At 63.5% G+C, this 14,653-nt stretch carries 12 protein-coding genes; 8 read left to right on the top strand and 4 right to left on the bottom strand.

Annotated elements, in window-relative coordinates:
• Positions 1–39: 39 nt before the first annotated feature.
• Positions 40–621, top strand: coding sequence for a chalcone isomerase family protein (locus tag ACELLULO517_RS16265; protein WP_227308462.1), 582 nt, complete (start codon positions 40–42; stop codon positions 619–621).
• 21 nt (positions 622–642) lie between these two features.
• Here ACELLULO517_RS16265 and ACELLULO517_RS16260 read toward each other — a convergent pair whose 3' ends face one another.
• The 4 genes from ACELLULO517_RS16260 to ACELLULO517_RS16245 form a co-directional block, all read right to left on the bottom strand.
• Entirely contained in the window at positions 643–1,020 is a 378-nt protein-coding gene (locus tag ACELLULO517_RS16260) for a VOC family protein (protein ID WP_227308461.1), read from the bottom strand.
• 145 nt (positions 1,021–1,165) lie between these two features.
• Positions 1,166–1,948, bottom strand: a complete 783-nt coding sequence (locus tag ACELLULO517_RS16255) for a helix-turn-helix transcriptional regulator (protein WP_227308460.1) — start codon at positions 1,946–1,948, stop codon at positions 1,166–1,168.
• Positions 1,949–2,622: 674 nt separating this feature from the next.
• Entirely contained in the window at positions 2,623–3,342 is a 720-nt protein-coding gene (locus ACELLULO517_RS16250) for a response regulator transcription factor (RefSeq protein ID WP_227308459.1), read from the bottom strand.
• 258 nt (positions 3,343–3,600) lie between these two features.
• A complete protein-coding gene (locus ACELLULO517_RS16245; RefSeq protein ID WP_227308458.1) occupies positions 3,601–4,083 on the bottom strand; it encodes a L,D-transpeptidase family protein in 483 nt (160 codons plus the stop codon).
• A gap of 214 nt (positions 4,084–4,297) precedes the next feature.
• Between ACELLULO517_RS16245 and ACELLULO517_RS16240 the strand changes: the two genes are divergently transcribed.
• The 7 genes from ACELLULO517_RS16240 (at position 4,298) to ACELLULO517_RS16210 (ending at position 14,647) form a co-directional block, all read left to right on the top strand.
• Positions 4,298–6,031 carry a bifunctional protein-serine/threonine kinase/phosphatase gene (locus ACELLULO517_RS16240; protein ID WP_227308457.1) on the top strand — a complete coding sequence of 578 codons (1,734 nt, stop codon included), beginning with the start codon at positions 4,298–4,300 and terminating at the stop codon, positions 6,029–6,031.
• Between the two features lie 82 nt (positions 6,032–6,113).
• Positions 6,114–6,599 carry a GtrA family protein gene (locus ACELLULO517_RS16235; RefSeq protein WP_227308456.1) on the top strand — a complete coding sequence of 162 codons (486 nt, stop codon included), beginning with the start codon at positions 6,114–6,116 and terminating at the stop codon, positions 6,597–6,599.
• 11 nt (positions 6,600–6,610) lie between these two features.
• On the top strand, positions 6,611–7,600 hold the full coding sequence (locus ACELLULO517_RS16230; protein WP_227308455.1) for a glycosyltransferase: 990 nt from the start codon (positions 6,611–6,613) through the stop codon (positions 7,598–7,600).
• Complete coding sequence (locus ACELLULO517_RS16225; protein ID WP_227308454.1) at positions 7,597–8,622, top strand: glycosyltransferase family 2 protein; 1,026 nt, start codon at positions 7,597–7,599, stop codon at positions 8,620–8,622. Before ACELLULO517_RS16230 ends, ACELLULO517_RS16225 begins: the two co-directional genes overlap by 4 nt.
• 48 nt (positions 8,623–8,670) lie before the next feature.
• The gene (locus tag ACELLULO517_RS16220) at positions 8,671–10,191 is read left to right on the top strand and encodes an efflux transporter outer membrane subunit (protein ID WP_227308453.1); all 1,521 of its coding nucleotides are present in this window, start codon (positions 8,671–8,673) and stop codon (positions 10,189–10,191) included.
• 8 nt (positions 10,192–10,199) lie between these two features.
• A complete protein-coding gene (locus ACELLULO517_RS16215) occupies positions 10,200–11,414 on the top strand; it encodes an efflux RND transporter periplasmic adaptor subunit (protein WP_227308452.1) in 1,215 nt (404 codons plus the stop codon).
• A complete protein-coding gene (locus tag ACELLULO517_RS16210; RefSeq protein ID WP_227308451.1) occupies positions 11,411–14,647 on the top strand; it encodes an efflux RND transporter permease subunit in 3,237 nt (1,078 codons plus the stop codon). Before ACELLULO517_RS16215 ends, ACELLULO517_RS16210 begins: the two co-directional genes overlap by 4 nt.
• Positions 14,648–14,653: the final 6 nt, after the last annotated feature.

The following is a 14,653-nucleotide window of genomic DNA, read 5'->3' as shown; positions in this document are numbered from 1 at the left end:
ATGCGGTGAGGCGACTGAGATTGGGGATATAGCGAAACCTTGGTTCAAAAATCGACAACCCTGCTCCGTATGTCAGCCTGCGCCGCTGGCCTGTTCCTCGGGCTGCCTTCTGCCCATGCCGCCGAACTTGCCGGGGTGCAGATGCCCGATCATAAGGTCGTCGAAGGCGTGCCGCTGACGCTGAACGGGATGGCCCTGCGCACCTATTCCGTTCTCAATATCCATATTTTTGTCGCCGGGCTTTTCCTCAGCCAGCCGAGCCACGACGCGGCGGCCATCATGGCCTCCCCCGAACCTAAGCTGCTGCGCTTCGTCTTTGTCCACGATGTCGATATCGAGAAAAGCCGCAATTCCTGGAAGAAGTCTCTCGCGACGAATTGCGAGGCGCCCTGCCACCTGCCGAGCGACGAGGTCGCTAAATTCCTTGCCAGCGTTCCGGCCATGAGCAAAGGCGATACGGTGGATCTTCTGTTCAACCAGCAGGGGGTCGATTTTACCGTCAATGGCCGCAGCCTGGGTCAGGTCACCGATCCGCTCCTCACCCACGTCATTCTGCGCGGTTATATCGGACCGGACGCGACGCCCCCTTCCGTGCGCGACGGCATCCTCGGGCTCAACTAACCTTGCCGTCCTGACGCTGGCTCACACCGCGCCGATACGGAAGACGCAGATCTTATTGCCTTCCGGGTCGCGGAAATAAGCGCCGTAGAACCCGTCCGGGTCATCGTCGCGCAGACCAGGCTGGCCTTCGCAGACTCCGCCGAGCGACAGGGCTTTGGCGTGGATGTCATGCACGAGGGCGCGCGAGGGCACATCCAGGGCGATCATGGCGCCGTTACCGACGACCGCAGGCTCGCCATCAGCCGGGCTTAGAATGCCGAACTCCATCATGCCTCGGCCGTAGAAAACCCCACGGTCGATCGCAGCCACGCGTTCCGCGCCGATCATTCCAAGGATTTCGTCATAAAAGGCCGTCGCCTTGTCGAGGTCATTAGTTCCGAACGTGGCGTAGATCGGCATGCTATTCTCCGGCAATGGCTTTGTATGCGAGGTCGCCGGCCTTCCGACCGGGGCCTGGGCAGACGTTCAGCCTGACCACGCCCAGTTTCAGACAAACACCGGACTCTGTCCAGGGCATGCGTCCGGCTTGATCCGCCGCCTGACGTCAGGGGCGATCCATCAGATCCGGGCAAAGTTTCATGGCATTGAACGCGACCTGCGTGCGATTGCTGGCGCCCATCTTTTTCATCAGATTCCTGATATGGACTTTGGCGGTACTCTCGCTCATGCCCAGTTCATAGGCGATGATCTTGTTCGATTTTCCTCGTTGAAGTTGTATGAGCACGTCTCTCTGGCGTGGTGTGATGTCGCAACCGTTCTTTGATTTCGGCGAGCGAAACGCGGATGCGATCGTTGCGGTGGAAACCGGCTCAAACGCCGCACATGCGTCTCCGCTCTGGACGAAACGAACCGCTGAGGATGCCACCGACATGCCCATGACCCTGGTGGAAATCAATCCATCAGCACCAGCATTCAAAAGGTCGCGCGCCAATTCCGCCTGATGATAGGATTCCAGATCGGACAGGATGACGAGGCGAATACGGGGAAAGGCGATGCGTAAAGCCGAGGTCGCACGCACGCAATCCTGCGACGAGCCATGCGAATAAAATAGAATCAGCGCGAATCCGTCATCACCCTTGGCGATGCAATCCTGAATCGAACCGAATACAGCCAGATCAACATCCGGATTCACATTCGTCAGAGACAACGCAATCGCTTCACGGGTTAAGGAATAGGCGTCAATCCAAGCAACCCTTGTACCCTCCGTTTTACGTCCAGCAAGACCTTTCGCTCGGCTCGAAGAATACTCGTTCATGGTCACCGTATTGTTTTTAAAGCGAATTATTTTCCAATCAGATCCTGCACGCCACCAATCGACCATCATCATGCATAAAATTTTACTATTTAGATATATTATACTAAAATTCTGACCACGCAACGACATATCGCCCGCCTGATGCAAGCGCATCAAAAAGCTGACCGAATCAACGGCCAGATCGGGATTGGCAGTATTTGATGTTATTTCGAAATATAATTTCAGGGGGCGCGCTGAACTAATCCAATATTCGTCTGGATTCCGCAACAACTCTCAAGAAATTCTGAACCCGGCAGGATCTTGGCGCCAAGCCCCTGCCCTGCGGGCAGGATAATCGGCGCGACCACAACGCTCGTGCGACGCGCCGGCGCTTGTTCGCCCTGTCCCTATTCCGACTGCAGGACGCTCAACCTGACGCTCGGTCGCGACGGGAACCGCCCCTTAGAGTCCGTCAGGTTTGGTTGGAAACGCCACCAAATCTGTCGTGCGCGGGCCTGGCCGGCCGCACCCCGACCCGCGCATCTACCCGGCGGAGCAAGCAATCGGCCGGCTGGGCGCCGCGGCGGGTAGGTCCGGGGCGCGCAGTCCGCGCAACAAGTGCGCGGATGACAAATTATCTATTAAAACCTGACAGACTCCAGACAAAAAAATCCCCGCGCCATTCTATGACCGCGACAAGGCGAGGTCATAGAATGGCGCGGGGATGGCTTGCCTGGGAAAAGGCAGGGTTGCCCCTACCTTCCGGTTCAGCTTGCTTTCGGGTCCAGGCGATAGCCCCCGGCTTCCGTTATCAGCAACTGGGAATGGCTGGGGTCGGGCTCGATCTTCTGCCGCAGACGATAGATATGCGTCTCCAGCGTATGGGTCGTCACCGCGGCATTATAGCCCCAGACCTCGTTCAGCAGCACCTGTCGCGCTACCGGCTTGGCACCGGCGCGATAGAGGAATTTCAGGATCGCCGCTTCCTTCTCGGTCAGGCGAATGCGGCGGTTCTTCACAGGCTCATGCAGCAGCTTGGTCGCCGGCCGGAAGACATAAGGCCCGATGGTGAAGACCGCGTCCTCGCTGTTTTCGAACATGCGGAGCTGGGCACGCAGTCGCGCCATCAGTTCCGACAGTCGGAAAGGCTTCGACACATAGTCATTCGCACCGGAATCGAGACCGCGCACGACGTCGGTCTCTTCCGCCGAACCGGTCAGCATGATGATCGGCATCTTGAAGCCGCGCGCGCGCAACTGCGTGCAGAAATCACGCCCATCGCCGTCCGGCAGACTCACATCCATGATGATGGCGTCGTACCGGGCACCCGCCTTGTTCAAAGCCTCATCGGCTTCGGCCACGGACGCAGCCTCGGCCGCCCAGAATTCGCCGTCGACGACAAGCTGCTCCGCCAAAGTAGACCTCAGCGCCAGGTCGTCATCCACGATCAGGATGGAGCGCTCGTCCCCGCTCGGTTTGTCTGCCACTGTGACCCTCTCATTCTGCATAAGCACATCTGCCATCGACCAACCCCAAGTCTCATCCGAGAGGTCAGGCGCGGCAAGGGCTAGACCGCCCTCAAGGCGCCTCGCCCGCGAATACTGTTAGACTTTGCCTAACCCACCTCTGCTCAAGGCCCCGATATGGGGGCGCTCACGAGGTTTACTATATTTTGCTAAGTATTTCCTTTCGGATTACCGCAAGAAATTGGGGCGCCTGTGGACCCAGGACGGCCTGCCTCCGGCTTAAGCCCCGTAAACTTCAATTCCGGTCAGTCCCTTCGCCAAAACTTCCCGCAGATGGTCGAGGCTGAGCGCAATGCAACCGGCGGTCGGCGCGCGATCAGGCGTCGTCACATGCAGAAATATCGCCGAACCCCGACCGCTCGCGACCGGCGAGTCGTTCCATCCCAGGACCCCGATCAGATCATAGACGGCGTCGTCTCGCCACAGCGCCTCATGCCGTCCGGCATAGGGCAGACGCACCATGCGATTATAGGCAGGGTCTTTCGGGTCATCGCACCAGCCGTCGCGCGGGCCGAGCGGCTCCAGCGGCAGGACGGTACGGGGTGCCGCCAGACGATCGGCCCGATACAGCACACGACGCAGCGGCAGAAGGCCGACCGGCGTGGCGAAATCGCCCTCCTCCTTCTCGCGCGTGATCCCAGCCCGCCCGAAACAGGCCGGATAGCGATCGGACCCCAAGGTCAAAAATCCATCCGCGGTCATAACTGCATGCGACATAGGCAGTTCGCTAATCGGTGAATGTGGCAGTGTTATGAGCCTCAAGCTGTAAATAAATGAAATTCCTCTAAGATTTCGGTGAAGCTCAGATGAGCCCCTGCCCGGCCTCAAAATTGCGAAGCCGCCAACACGCGACAAAGCCCGGCCTTCTCAGGGTGACGCCCCGATACCGCGAGTTCCGATGAGCCCACAGGACAGCATGACCCGACGCATCGATCTTGCCGGCTGGGCGATAACCGAAACGGTGGTGACGGCAACGGGCAGCGGCGCCGTCGTCACCACCGGTCCAGCGGACCCATTGCCCGTGCCGGGACCGCCGCGCGGCATTTTGGCGGCCGTCGCGCAGGAATCCGCGATCGTGACGGATGCAATCGATGCCGGACCAGCGGCTGCGACGCTGACGCTCTGCGGCCTCGTCGACGGCTATTACCATGCGCGGCCGACCTTCGGTCGCGGCCAGGCCTTGGCCCAGGCGACCGAAGCCCTCAACCGCTGGATGTTCGCGAGCCGCGGGCAGGACGCCACCGGGGCCGGGCTTTCCGCGTCCCTATCCGCCCTGGTTTTCAGCGGCAGCCGGGTGGGGCTGATCCAGATCGGTGGCGGCCTCATTCTGCGCATAAGGGCCGGCGAGATCGTCCGCGTCACGACGCCGCAGCTTCTGCGCTTGGCCCAGGGTCAGCTCACGCCACGCCGGGCGATCGGCAATGATAGCCGCATCCTGCTGGATTATCAGGAAGATACGGCGCTGGCCGGCGACCGCTATATTCTTATCAGCGATATCCGCGACGCGGCCGGCGGGCGGATCGATACCCCTGCCTTGCTGGCACTCTGCCGGCCGGGCAGCAGTGGCGCGGTCGACGCTCTCGCCCAAAGCCTCGCCCAGTTTGAGCCCGGGGCCGCGGCGTTACCTGCAGCGGTGGCATCGCGCAGCGTCGTCATTCTGGATATCGAAAGCCTGCCCGAACCCTCCGTCGCCGCGACCGAGACAGAGCTTTCCGGCTTGCCGCTCGGCGCTATCCCGCAGGCGGGAGACAGTCTGGACGGATATACAATCGGACGGACGCTGCATCGGGGCGCCTATACGCTGCTGAAATATGCGATCGATACGTCAACGCGCGAAGCCGTGGTGCTGAAATTCCCGCTTCCCGCCATGCTGAACGACCGCGTTTTTCAGGCCGGTTTCGCGCGGGAAAGCTGGATAGGCACCGGCATCCACAGCCCAGTGATCGGCCGTATCCTGGCGTCGGAGCCCGGCCGAAAGTCGCAGCTCTATATCGTCATGCCTTATTACCTGGGCGAAACGCTGGAGAGCCGTATCGCGAGCGAACCGCGCTTCGGGGTGCCGGACATCGTCGCCATCGGCCAGCAACTGGCGCAAGCGGTCGAGGATCTGCGGGCCGTGCAGGTGCTGCATCGCGACCTGAAACCCGACAATGTCATGATGCTGAACGGCGGCGGGCTCAGACTGCTGGACCTCGGCCTCGCCTATCTGGCCGGGTCGGACGCAAGCACCGCGCAAGGTCTGGCCGGCACGCTGCGCTATATGGCACCCGAGGTATTGCGCGGCGGCGCGCCGGACGATCGGACGGAGGTTTATGCGCTCGGCACCATCCTTTATCGACTGGCCGGCCAGGGGCGCTTTCCCCGGCCCGGGTCCGACATCGCCGAGGCGCTGATAAGGGGGCGGCCCGATCTGCCCCGGCCGCTATGCGCGGCCATCGCCTCGGCCCTGGAGACCGATCCGGCCAGGCGGCCAGCCCATGCCGCTGTTCTGGCGCAGGCATTGTCCAATGCCTTGCAGACGGCCAGCCGGTCAGAGACGGCAGCAGCCCGACCAATCCTGCCGCACCGTATGCCGGAGCCGGTGACAGTATGGCGCGCGGTGGCGCTGCTTCTCGGCCTCATGCTTTTGGTCTCGCTCGCATTACGCTGACAGCGAAACCAAGTTGTCGCGGAAATGCTCGCATGACGGGCCGGAAAGACAATGCTAAGAGCAGCCCCGCGACTGTCCCGACATGACTGAGAAAGACGGAAATTTGCCTGAGGCGACCACTCTGCCGAACCCGCCCGCGACGCCCAAATCCGGCTTGGCCGGCCTGGTCGAACGGCATGGCAAGCTTGTCCGGCAGTTCTTCCAATTCGGCGTTGTCGGCACCTTTGGTTTTCTGGTCGATAACGCTTTCGTCTATACGGCGCATTTCGTCTTCGGCATCGGCCTCATCCTGGCCGGGATTCTGTCCTTTTTCGTTGCTGCGACGGCGAATTGGTTTCTCAATCGTATCTGGACCTTCCGGGGTGCCAGCACCGGCCGCGTGCATCATGAATGGCTGCGCTATCTGGCCAGCAATGCGCTCGGCTTCGTGCTGAACCGTGGCGTCTATATCGCCCTGATCGCGACCAGCGCGCTTTGCGTGAAACATCCGGTTATCGCCCTGGCCGCCGGGTCCATCGCCGGCCTCGGCATCAATTTTGTCATGTCCCGCCGCGTCGTGTTCAAGTGACTGAGACCGTGATGCTTAAAACCGACCCGACCCCGGCCTCTGCCCTGACCAATACGCCCGCCATCATGCTGACCGAGGCGCGTCTGGCCGTGCTCGTCCCCTGCCGGGACGAGGCCGTGACGATCGCTCAGGTCGTCGCGGACTTCCGGGCCGCGCTGCCCGGCGCGCGCATCTTCGTCTATGACAATAATTCGTCGGACGGCACGGCGCGGCTGGCTCAGGAGGCCGGCGCCATCGTCCGCGCCGAGACCAGGCCGGGCAAGGGCAATGTCGTGCGCCGCATGTTCGCCGATATCGAGGCCGACGCCTATATATTGGTCGACGGCGACGGCACCTATGAAGCCTCGGCCGCGCCGGCCATGGTGCAGATGCTGCTGCAAAATCAATTGGATATGGTCACCGGCGTGCGCGTCGACAATTCCCAGGCCAGCTACCGGCGCGGCCATCGCTTCGGCAATCTCATGCTGACCGGCATCGTTCGCAATATCTTCGGCGACCAGATCACCGACATGCTGTCCGGCTATCGCGTCTTCAGCCGGCGTTTCGTCAAATCCTTCCCCGCGCTTTCGACCGGGTTCGAGACCGAGACCGAATTCACGGTGCATGCGCTGGAACTCGCCATGCCGCTCGGGGAATTGCCCACGCGCTATCAGGAGCGGCCCGAGGGCTCGGCCTCCAAGCTTCGCACCTATCGCGACGGCGTCCGCATCCTGCGCACCATCGTCAATCTGGTGCGGGAGGAACGGCCGCTGATGTTCTTTTCTGCCACCGCCGGCTTCGCGGTCCTGGTCGGGCTGGCCCTGGGCCTGCCGGTCGTGGCCGAATTCATGCGGAGCGGGCTGGTGCCGCGCCTGCCGACCGCCATTCTGGCCGCCGCCTTCGTCGGGCTGGGCTTTGCCTCCTTCGCCTGCGGCCTGATCCTCGATTCGGTCGCTCGCGGCCGCAAAGAGGCCAAGCGCATCGCCTATCTCTCCGTCCCGACCTTCCCCACGCCGCAGTGACCGATCTCCGCGCTGGCCGGCTGCCCCAGGCTGCCGGCTATGACGCGGATATCGTCATTCTGAGCCTGGACCGCCCGGAGGAGACCGAGGCGGCCATTCTCTCCGCGCTCGGCCAGACCGGACTGACCCGCCATGTCATCGTCCTCGACCAGGGGTCGACGCCCGAAAACCTCGCTCGTTTCGCGCGGCTGATCGACGGACGCACGGACGCGCTGCTGGCCGAGGCCGGCAGCAATCTGGGCGTCGCCGGCGGGCGCAACCGGGCCAGCGCCCTCGGGCAAGCCAGTTTTATCATCGCACTCGACAATGATGCGGTGTTTGCGGCGTCGGATACGGCGGCGCGCGCCGTATCACTGCTGCGAACAACACCGGATTGTGCCGTGCTTGCTTTCCGTATCCTGAACGGCGACGGCAGTGCCGATGATGCCGAATGCTGGGGCTATCCGACGGCGCTGAACACCCGCGCGGCCGAGCGATTCGCCTGTGCGACCTTCGTCGGCGCGGGCCATGCCATTCGCCGCGCTGCCTGGACGGCGATCGGCGGCTATGATGAGGCCCTGGTTTTCACCTGGGAGGAGTTCGACCTCTCGCTACGTGCCATCGCCGCCGGGTGGCGGCTGCTCTATACCGGTGATATCGCGGTGCATCACAAGCGCGCGACCGCCGGACGGGTCCAATGGAACGAAACCCGTTGGTTTCTGTATGTCCGCAACCGGCTCTATATCGCCCGCAAGTGGCGCGGATCGACGCCGGCAGTGATATGCCGTGCAGCCGCTTACGCGTTGAAAAGCTTCAGGATAGGACTGCCCGGTCAGGGGTTGCGGGGCATTCGTGCCGGGTTGTCGATGGCCTTGCCGGACCCGCCGGCGGACCTCAGCAAGGCGGCCATCGCTTACCTGTGGGAGAGCGACGGGCGCTGGCGCGGCGGGTTTTGGCAGCGGTTGCGGCGTGAGGTATTCGCCGCCTTGCCTTTTTCCCGCCAGACAAGTCGCGGACATAGCTCCGTTACAAACCAGCTTTAGGCCCTGGCGCCCGGCCCTGATACCGAACGCCGACCCATAGAGGATTGCGTGATCCCTTCCCTTCGCCGCCTGATGCTTGGCCCTATCGGCCTGCTCACCCTTTTTCCGCTGACCGGATGCGATGTCGGGCCGGATTATCATCGGCCGGCGACGGCCGTGCCGCCGATCTTTACTGCGCCTGGCGCGCAAAGCGCGTCCAATACGGGACCGGCGCCGATTTGGCCGTCTGCGACCTGGTGGGAAGGGTTCGGTTCACCCGAACTCAACCAGTTCATGGAAGAGGCGAAGGCGCATAATTATACGATTCAGAGCGCCATCGCCGCGGTCGAAGCGGCCGACGGCGCCGTGCGGGTCGCAGGCGGCGCGCTGCTGCCGACGCTCAGCACCGCGCCGGGCGTGTCCTGGAGCCAGGTGAATACCAGCGGCAGCAGCACGGGTGCGGTGGTCAATTCCAACGGTACGCTCACCACCGGCGGCAGCGGTGTGGTCGATACCCGCACCTATAGTGCCGAGCTGTCGGCCTCCTACGAAATCGACTTCTGGGGCAAGAACCGCGCGACCTTCAACGCGGCCGAAGCCAATGCCATGTCCGCCCGCTATGCCGCCCAGGTGACGGCCTTGACGGTCGTGTCCGAGGTCGCGGACACCTATTTCTCGGCGCTGTCCTATCAGGACCAGATCCGCGTCGCGCAAGCCAATCTGAAAACCGCCGAGGATCTGTTGAAGGTCGAGCAAGGGCGGCTCGCCGCCGGCTATTCCTCCGTGCTCGACGTGGCCCAGCAGGCCGCCCTGGTCGCAGGCCAGCGCGCGGATATCCCGAACCTCGTTTCGCTGGAGAAGCAGGAGGTCATCGCGCTCGGCATCCTGGTCGGGCGCCCGCCGGAGGAGATCACGATCGACCCCGGCACGCTCGCGACGCTCGGCTCGCCCGCCGTGGTGCCGGGCCTGCCCATCGAATTGCTGCGCCGCCGGCCGGATGTGGCGGAAGCCGAGGCGACGCTGATCTCGGCCGTCGCCACGACCCGCGCGGCGCGGGCCGCGCTGTTCCCCTCCCTCACCCTGTCGGGGTCGATCGGCTGGGAGAATGGCGCCATCGCCGGTCTGCTCTCCCCGCAATCGCTCGTCATCAACGCCGCCGCCAGCGCCGCGCAGACGCTGTTCGACAATGGCGCGCTGTCGGGGCAAGTGGCCGAGGATCGCGGCCTCGCCAAGGAAGACGCCGCCGCCTATCAGGAGGCAGTGCTGCAGGCCTATACCGATGTCGAGACGGCGCTGACGCAGGTGAATTACAGCCAGCAGCAGGAAGACCTGCAACAGCAGGCCGTGCAGCAGGCCCGGCTTTCGACCACCGTCTCTCGCGCGCAGCTCAATGCCGGAACGGCGGATATCACGACGCTCATCACCGCCCAGCAGACCCAGCTGACCGATGAAAATACGCTGGTGACCGTTCAGCTGGCCCGGCTGGAAGCCTATGTCGCGCTGTTCAAGGCGTTGGGCGGCGGCTGGGAGCAAAGCGCGCCCGCGACGGCCCATCCCGTGCCTGCCATCAACCCCTCGATCATTCCGTGAGCCTGACCATGACGGACCAAAAGCACGGCCAGCGTCTTGCGCGCGCCCTTCTGCTCACCCTTCTCGGCGCCACGGCGCTGACGCTCGCGGGGCCTGAGGCCCATGCCCAGCGGCGCAGCAAGTCCAGCCCGAACGACGTGACACCGGTCACGGTCGTCCCGGTCACCAAGCAGGACGTGCCGGTGGTGCTGACCGGCATCGGCACCGTGCAGGCATCGAATACGGTCACCATCAGCCCGATGGTGACCGGGCCGATCGTCTCGATCAATTTCACCGAGGGGCAGAACGTCAAGAAGGGCGACGTGCTGGCCGTCATCGACCCGCGCACCTATCAGGCGACGCTGGACGAGGATCGCGGCAAGCTGGCGCAGGATCAGGCGACGCTGGCCGGCGCGCTGCGCGACCTGACCCGCTACGCCAAACTGTCGGGGTCCTCCTACATCTCGCAGCAGACCGCGGACGACGAGCGCGCGACCGTGGACGAGACCAAGGCCCTGATCATCCAGGACAAGGCCGCGATCGAACTGGCGCAAACCAATCTCGACTATTGCACCATCACCGCGCCGGTCGACGGGCGGCTTGGCGTGCGCGACGTCGATATCGGCAATATCGTCTCGGCCGGCAGCAGTTCAGGGATCGTCACGCTGACGACGATCGAGCCGATCGGCGTCGTCTTCACCCTGCCGCAGCAGGATCTGCCCCAGATCATCGACGCGTCGAAAGCCGGTGCCCTGCCGCTATCCGTGGTGCCGGAAGGCGACGGATCGGGGCCGGAAGAAACCGCGACCCTGGATGTCATCGACAATCAGGTCGACAGCTCGACCGGCACGGTGAAGTTCAAGGCCTATTTCCCGAATACCGACGAGCATCTTTGGCCGGGCGGTTTCGTGACCGCGCATCTGACGGTCAAGGTGCTGAAGGACGCGCTGACGGTGCCGCCGGCCGCCGTCCAGACCGGCCCCACCCAAAGCTTCGCCTATGTGTTGCAACCGAATAACACCGTGAAACAGGCCAATGTCACGCTCGGCCAGCAGAATGAGAAGCTGGCCGTGATCCAAAGCGGCCTCGCGGCCGGCGACAAGGTCGTGCTCGACGGCGCGTCGCGTCTCAGCGACGGGTCCAAGGTCAAGGTCGTGACGCCGAAAACGGTGACCGATCAGGCCGCTCAAGGCAAGGGCGATCAGGGACCCAAGGGCGCGGACAAGGCGGCGACCGCGCAGTGAGCGTCTCCTCTCCCTTCATTTCGCGGCCCATCGCGACCTCCCTTCTGGCAGTCGCCGTGCTGCTGGCGGGGATACTCGGCTATATGCAGCTGCCGGTCTCCTCCCTGCCCGAGGTCGAGTTTCCGACCATTCAGGTGACGACGCAGCTGCCGGGTGCGAGTCCCGATACCGTCGCCAATCTGATCACCGCGCCTTTGGAACGTCAGTTCGGCGAAATCCAGGGTGTGGCCGGCATGACGTCCACCAGCAGCCAGGGGCTCAGCCAGATCGTCCTGCAATTCGCGTTGACACGCGATATCGATGACGCGGCGCAGGACGTGCAGGCGGCCATTCAGGCCTCGGCCGGCACGCTGCCGACCTCGCTGCCTTACCCGCCGGTCTATGCCAAGGTGAATCCGGCCGATACGCCGATCGTGACCTTCGCGCTGACCTCGAAGAACGTGCCGCTTTACACCATGGCGGACGACGCCGTGACGCTGTTGCAGCCGAAGCTGAGCCAGATCACTGGTGTCGGCCAGGTGACGGTGCTGGGCGGGCTGCGCCAGGCCTTCCGCATTCAGGCGGACCCGGCGAGGCTGGCGGCCTATAGCCTGTCGCTGGAAGACCTTCGCAGTGCCGTGACCAACGCCAACCAGAACGGGTCCAAAGGCGGGTTCGACGGCCCGTCCCAGGCGGTCACCGTCGGTGCCAACGACCAGTTGGAGACCGCGCGCGATTACTCCGACCTCGTCGTCGCCTACCGCAACGCCGCGCCGGTGCGCCTGCGGGATGTCGCGACCGTCGTGACGGCCATGGAAAACGAGCAGACGGATGTCCGCTACAACGGCCAGCCGGCCGTGGTTCTGTCCATCCAGCGGCAGCCGGGCGCCAATATCGTGGCGACCGCCGATACCGTGAAGGCGATGCTGCCGAAGCTGGAGCAGACTTTGCCCGGCGGCGTGAAGGTGACGCTGGTCAGCGACCGCACGACGACGATCCGCGCCTCCGTCCGCGACGTGCAGTTCACGCTGCTGATCAGCGTGCTGCTGGTGGTGTTGGTGATCTATCTGTTCCTGGGATCGGTCCGTGCCACGATCATTCCCGGCGTCGCTTTGCCGCTGTCGCTGATCGGCACCTTCGGTATCATGTATTTTCTGGGCTTCGGCCTGGACAACCTGTCGCTGATGGCATTGACCATCGCGACCGGCTTCGTGGTCGACGATGCCATCGTCATGATCGAGAACGTGGTCCGCCTGATCGAGGAAGGCCATCCGCCGTTGGAAGCCGCCTATCGCGGTGCCAAGCAGATCGGCTTCACCATCATCTCGCTCACCATCTCGCTCATCGCCGTTTTCATTCCGCTGCTGTTCATGACCGGCGTCGTCGGCAAGCTGTTCAACGAATTCGCCGTCACGCTGTCGGTCGCGGTCATCGTCTCGGCCGTCATCTCGCTGACGCTGACGCCGATGATGTGCGGACGCATCCTGAAGCCGGCGTCCGAAAACAAGCCTGCCTGGCCGGCGCGCATGGCGGAGGCCGGCTTCAGCCGCCTGCTCGGCCTGTATCGCGTGACGCTGATCTGGGTGTTGCGCCGTCAGGTGCTGGTGCTGCTGATCGCCGTCGGCACATTGGTCGGCACCGTGCTGCTGTATATCGCGGTGCCGAAGGGCTTTCTGCCGACGCAGGATACCGGCTCGGTCATCGCCATTACCGAAGCGTCCCAGACGATTTCGATCCCCGCCATGGTCAAGCTGCAGAACCAGGCGGCGAAGGAATTCCGGTCCGTCGAGGGGGTCGTGAATGTCGTCTCGAATGTCGGCACCGGCACCGATAATTCGACGCCCAATTCCGGACAGGTGACGATCACGCTGAAGCCTATCGGCAACCGTCCGGGGGTCGAGGCGATCATCGCCAAGCTGCAGGATGCGGTCGCCGATTTGCCCGGCCTGCAGGTCTATTTCGTGCCGGTGCAGGACATCAATCTGGGCACCAGCGTCAACCGCACGGCCTATCAGTATCTGCTGACCGATACGGATTCGACGGAGCTTTCCGCCTTCGTGCCGAAGTTGGTCAAGAAGCTGGAAACCCTGCCCGAAATCGAGCATGTCAACAGCGACATCCAGAATGACGGCGCCGGCATTTCCATCAATGTCGACCGCGTCCAGGCCGCGCGCCTCGGCGTGAATATGCAGACGGTGGAAGACATTCTGGACGATGCTTTCGGCCAGCGGCAGATTTCCACCATCTACGGCCAGACCAACCAGTATCGCGTGATCGAGGAAGTGGCCCCGGCTTTCGCCACCAACCCCGATCTGCTCGACATGCTGTATTTCCCGGGCAATGTCGACAGCGGCAGCAGCGGCACGAATGCCAATGCCAATGCCTCGAACAGTTCGACCGGTTCCAGCACGGCCACCGGCTCCGGCAGTTCCAACACGCAGACCGCGACGACCACGGAATCGACGGGCACCAGCACCAGCACCTCCTCCCAGATACCGCTGCGGGCTTTTGCGACGGTGACACGGACCCTGACGCCGCTATCCATTTTGCATGACGAGCAGTTCCCGGCCGCGACCATCGGCTTTGACCTGACCAGCGGCACCTCCCTCGGCCAGGCCGTGCAGGCGATCAGCCGCGCCGAGGCCGAGCTTGGCGTGCCATCCACAATCGCCGGCAGCTATCAGGGCGACGCGGCGGAGTTCAACAGCTCCCTCGCGTCCGAACCCTGGCTGATCCTGGCCGCCGTCGTCGTCATCTACATCGTGCTCGGCGTGCTGTACGAAAGCACGATCCACCCGATCACCATCATCTCCACCCTGCCATCCGCCGGCATCGGCGCGCTGCTGGCGCTGATGCTGACCGGCAACGATCTCTCGATCGTGGCGCTGGTCGGTGTCGTGCTGCTGATGGGCATCGTGAAGAAGAACGCGATCATGATGATCGACTTCGCGATCGAGGCGCAGGGCGCGCATAAAAAGACGCCGGCCGAGGCCATTCTGGAAGCCTGTCTGCTGCGCTTCCGGCCGATCATGATGACGACCATGGCCGCCCTTCTGGGCGCGTTGCCGCTGATCCTGGAAGGCGGCGCGGGCGCGGAATTGCGGCGCCCGCTGGGCATCACCATCGTCGGCGGCCTCATCCTCAGCCAGCTGCTGACGCTGTATACGACGCCGGTGATCTATCTGGCCTTCGAGGGTCTGCGCGCCCGCTTCGCCCCAAGCGGCCGCAGGCGTGCCGCAAGCCAGCCGAGCTGAACCCCA

It is taken from the genome of Acidisoma cellulosilyticum (assembly GCF_020621385.1).
Lineage (GTDB): Bacteria > Pseudomonadota > Alphaproteobacteria > Acetobacterales > Acetobacteraceae > Acidisoma > Acidisoma cellulosilyticum.
Note: the sequence above shows the minus strand (reverse complement) of the source record. Positions and strands in the feature narration are given on the sequence as shown.